This is a genomic window from Streptomyces sp. NPDC058375 (assembly GCF_042723425.1).
Classification (GTDB): Bacteria; Actinomycetota; Actinomycetes; order Streptomycetales; family Streptomycetaceae; genus Streptomyces; species Streptomyces durocortorensis.
Genome location: NZ_JBHXJG010000394.1, coordinates 1 through 4482 on the forward strand (window position 1 = coordinate 1; position 4482 = coordinate 4482).

The 4482-nt window shown below is 73.7% G+C and carries 4 protein-coding genes; 2 read left to right on the top strand and 2 right to left on the bottom strand.

The features are described 5' to 3' along the window. Window positions 1–127: 127 nt before the first annotated feature. Both ACFWM7_RS33925 and ACFWM7_RS33930 read right to left on the bottom strand, forming a co-directional pair. Window positions 128–1546, bottom strand: coding sequence for a HEAT repeat domain-containing protein (locus ACFWM7_RS33925; RefSeq protein WP_383268249.1), 1419 nt, complete (start codon window positions 1544–1546; stop codon window positions 128–130). A 287-nt stretch (window positions 1547–1833) separates the two neighbouring features. Further along, entirely contained in the window at window positions 1834–2226 is a 393-nt protein-coding gene (locus ACFWM7_RS33930; protein ID WP_383268252.1) for an ankyrin repeat domain-containing protein, read from the bottom strand. A gap of 331 nt (window positions 2227–2557) precedes the next feature. On the opposite strand from ACFWM7_RS33930, the gene ACFWM7_RS33935 reads away from it, so the two are divergent. Continuing rightward, window positions 2558–2752, top strand: coding sequence for a hypothetical protein (locus ACFWM7_RS33935; protein WP_006123109.1), 195 nt, complete (start codon window positions 2558–2560; stop codon window positions 2750–2752). A gap of 37 nt (window positions 2753–2789) precedes the next feature. After that, the gene (locus ACFWM7_RS33940; RefSeq protein ID WP_383268254.1) at window positions 2790–4475 is read left to right on the top strand and encodes a hypothetical protein; all 1686 of its coding nucleotides are present in this window, start codon (window positions 2790–2792) and stop codon (window positions 4473–4475) included. The last annotated feature ends 7 nt before the right edge of the window (window positions 4476–4482 follow it).

The following is a 4482-nucleotide window of genomic DNA, read 5'->3' on the forward strand; positions in this document are numbered from 1 at the left end:
AGCGTCCGGTCTTGGCGCATTTATGTGCCTGTGGGGGGGTCTGTGCCCGTGGGGGGGAGGCCGCAGTAAGAAGTCCGCGGGCCTCCCGCCCACAGGCGCGAAAGGCGCCCGTACGGGCCGCTACGGCTCAGACAGCCGACGCGTCCGGCCCGATCCGGCTGCGTACCGCCGTCTGGACCTCGGCCTCCTCGGCCGGGTCGGCGGCGAGGCGGCGCAGGCGTTCGGCGACGCGGATGTCACCGGTCTCGGCGTGCAGGGCGGCCACCTCGCGGGTGGTCTCCTCGCAGTCCCAGAGGCACTCCACCGCGAACCCGGTCGCGAAGGACGGGTCGGTGGCGGCCAGGGCGCGGGCGGCCCTGCCCCGCAGGTGCGAGGAGGACGTCTCGCGGTAGACGTGGCGCAGGACGGGGGCGGCGCAGGCGATGCCGAGGCGGCCGGCTCCGTCGACCAGGGTCCATAGCAGAGGGGCGTCGGGTCCGTCGCCGCGTACGGCCTCCCGCAGCGCGCCGAGGACTTGGGGAGCGTCCTGGGCGGCGCCTCGGCAGGCGAGCACTCCGGCGGCTGAGGCGCCGAGGGCGTCGGGGCGGTGGGCCCAGCGCCTGGCCCGCTCGACGGCGGCGTCGGCGGTCATCCGCTCGAAGGCGGCGATGGCCGTGTCGGCGACGGTGCGGGAGGGGCTGAGGGCGGCGGCCTCGATGAGGTCGAGGACGGCGGGTTCGCCCGCCTCCGCGAGGTAGTGCAGGGCGGCGCAGCGGGCGCCTTCGGGGCCGCTGCGGGCGGCCTCGACGATCTGGGGGAGGTCGTCGGGTCCGGCGACGGCGGTGAGGCAGCGGGCCGCGGGGACGTGCAGTTCGCTGCCGCGGTCCAGGGCCTGCTGGGCCCAGTCGAAGACGGCCTGGACGCTCCAGCCGGGGCGGGGCCCCCCGGGGCGCATCTGGCGCTGCCATCGGTCGAAGGAGCCCTGTTCGCCGGCGGCCCTGACCCGGGCGCCGACCGCTTCGCGCGGGTCGTCGGCCCACAGGCGCCAGGGGCGCGGCTCGAAGGAGTCGCGTACGGCGGCGGCGAGGTCGGCCGCGCCCTGTTCGGTGGCCGGGAAGCGGGCGAGGACGGGCAGCGCGAGGGAGCGCAGGCCGGCGTCGTCGTCGCGCAGGGCCAGCTCGTCCAGGGCCCAGGCCCAGTTGGCGCCGGTCGTCGCGTAGCGGCGGAGCAGGGCCAGGGCGTCGTCGCGTCCGTAGGAGGCGAGGTGGCCGAGGACGGAGAGCGCCAGACCGGTGCGGGAGTCGTCGGTATCGACGAGGTCGTCGGGGTCGGCGAGGTGTCGCTCGATCTCCTCGATACCGCCGTCGAGGTCGAGGTAGAGGCGCGCGTAGTAGAGGGAGCGGTTCTCCACCTGCCAGTCGTGGCGGGGGTCGCTCACGACGCAGTGGTTGAGGGCCGCGAGGGCCTCGGGGCGCGGTGCGGCGAGCGCGTGGAGCGTGCCGTCGCCGCGGCCCCTCTGCAACAGGCCGAGCAGAGTACCGCTCGGCGCTATGAACGGATCGAACATGGGAGAAAGCCTCACATCAAGCTGTCGACGCAACCGGGACTGTGCAGTGCCCCGTGCCTCTCGGCACGTTGGGGTGTCCGGGGGACACCGCTACGCCGCGCAGTGACATGATCGGCCGACCGCCGTCTTTCGCCTGGTGTAGAGCATCTTCCTGCCTCTCGTCGGTGGCCCTGAGCGGGCCCGCGACGTCATGATGACCCAGCCATTTCGCCACCGCGACCACATTTACGACGGACCGGTCAGCGGAGCCCACGGCGGACGCGCTCGGGGGAGCGTCCGCCGGCGTCTCACCGCACACCGAAGCGTTCCAGCAGGTCGGACTTGCCGAACATCCGGGCCGTGTCCAGCGCGGACGGTGTTCCGGCGGCCGGGTCGGCGCCGGCGGCGAGCAGCGCGTCGACGACGGCGTCCTCGCCCTTGAAGACGGCTCCGGCCAGCGGGGTCTGGCCGCGGTCGTTGGCCCGGTCCGGGTCGGCCTCGCGGGCGACGAGGGCGGCGACCGTGGCGGCGTGCCCGTGGTAGGCGGCGAGCATGAGAAGGGTGTCGCCCCGGTCGTTGGTGAGGTTGGCGGGGACTCCGGCCTCGACATACGCGATGAGGGTCTCGGTGTCGCCGGTGCGGGCCAGGTCGAAGACCTTGGTCGCCAGCTCGACCACCTCGGGATCGGGGGTTTCGCTCATCGGGACGGACCGCCTTCCTTGACTGCTGTCACGGCTGCTCACCGCCGTGGTTGACCTGGTGGGGAGTACGGCGAGGGGGCCGTACGAGTGAATCGACAGGGTACTGCTCCCGGGCCGACATGACCCGGCCCGGATACGGCAAGGGATCACCGCGGCTGATCCCTGCCCGGCACGGACCGGGTGATGCCGCTTCCCGGGAGCCGACTTCTGTGGGCCGGTCAAGTGAAAGCGCGGGATATTCACTCGATTGCACCTTTTGTCGTATAGATACTTCCCGTGATCCTGGAAGGACTCATGGTGACTGTCCCCTTCAACCAGGAGAGAACCGCTCATGATCCTTTCCATCTCGGGCGTGGTACTGCTCGCCATCATCGTCTTCCTGTTCTTCAAGAAGGACGGGCTCAAGGCCTCCCACGCCATCGTCTGCGCCCTGTTCGGCTTCTACCTGGCCGGCACCGCCATCGCACCGAGCATCACGGCGGGCGGGGCGAGCCTCGCCGGCCTGCTGGGCGGGATCAAGTTCTGACGCTCCGCAACCGCTCCCACCCCTTCAGGAGACCGACGTGGCCCGGCGACCACTCCCCCGCATTCTGAGCAGCGGCAGCGCTTCGATCACTCGCAGCAGAGAGATCGCGCGCACGGCCGCCGACAGTGCCACCGATGTCCTCCATCCGCTGATCACGGTGGTCCGCGGTCTGCGGCTGCTGGCCGTCTCCGGCCGGCAGAAGTGGGTCGCGACGCCCAAGGAACGGCGTGGTCCCAAGCTGTTCCTCGCCGCGGCCTGCGTGCTGGTGGTGGCGCTCGTCCCCTACGGGCCGATCCTGGCCCTGATCACGGTGATGGGCGCTGCCGCCTGGAAGGGGCGGGAGCGGACCCCCGTGCGGACCGGGCCCGACGAGTCGGAGACCGCACGCCTGCGGTCGCTGTACGAGGCGCTCGTGCCCTACTTCTCCAGGGCCGACGACCCCGATCCGCTGTTCGCCCACGGCGGCGACTGGGCGAAGGCCTTCGAGGGTTACGCCTTCGACCAGGACGGGCGGCTCACCCGCCTCCACATCTCCTATCCGGCGTACTTCACGGACGGCGAGGCCGCCGCCCGCTCCCGGATCGAGCAGCTGCTCCACACCAAGTCCGGCCGGGGCCGCGAGTACCACTTCGGCTGGGACGAGGAGGCGGGCCGCCTCGTCATGACCGTGCTGGACGCGCTGCCCACGACGATCGCCGCCCAGCGCTTCGTCACCGCCCCCGGCGAGACGGTCCTCGGCTTCACCGACCCGGACGCCGTCTCGCGCACCGTCCCCGTGCGCGACGGCGACACCACGGTGGACGCCTCGCCGGTCGTCTGGCGGACCGGCGGCCGCTCCACCGAACCGCACCTGCTGGCCGTCGGGCAGCCCGGCGGCGGTACCACGACCCTGATCCGCTCGATCGCCCTCCAGGCCCTCCAGCACGGCGACGTGATCATCGTCGACGGCGGCGGGGCCGGTGAGTACGGCGCTCTCTCCGGGCGTCCCGGTGTCCTCGCGGTGGAGTCCGGTCTCGGCGGGGCGCTCGCCACGCTGGAATGGGCGGCGCACGAGACGGAGCGCCGCCTGATCACCGCCAACCTGGCCCGCCAGAGCGGCCGCCCGGCGCCGGACGACATCCGCCGCCCGCTGTGGATCCTGCTGGACCGCCCCGGTGTCCTCGGTCATCTCGCGGCGGCCGACGGCAGGCCCGACCCGCAGGAGCTGCTCCGGATCCCGCTGCGGCACGGCCGGGCGGCGCAGGTCACCGTCGTGCTGGCCGAGCAGTTCGACGCGCTGGACACCCTCACGGAGGCCGTGCGGACCCACACCCGCGCCCGCGCCGTCCTCGGGCCGGCCTCCGGCGAGCAGATCGAGGCCCTCCTCGGCGCCGCGCCGCACACCACCCCGCCGCCCGAGGTCCCCGCGGGGCGCGGCTACGTCCGCCTGGGCACGGGCCCGGTCCTGCGGCTCCAGGTGCCCGCCACCCCGGATCCGTACGACGACGCCACGAGCGACGCGCACCGGCGGGCGGTGCTCGACCTGCTGCCCGGCCGGGGCGAGCCGATGGAGGCCGCCCCCGCGCGGGAGCCCGCAGGCGAGGGCCCGGCGACGGAACGGGTGCCCGTGGCCGTGGAAGCGCCGGCCGGTCCGGCCGCGGCCGTTGCGGTGGAGGCGAGGGTCGCCGAGGCCCGGCCGGCCGAACCGCTGGCGAAGGCGCAACCGGCGGGCGCCGAGAGCTGAGCCGGAC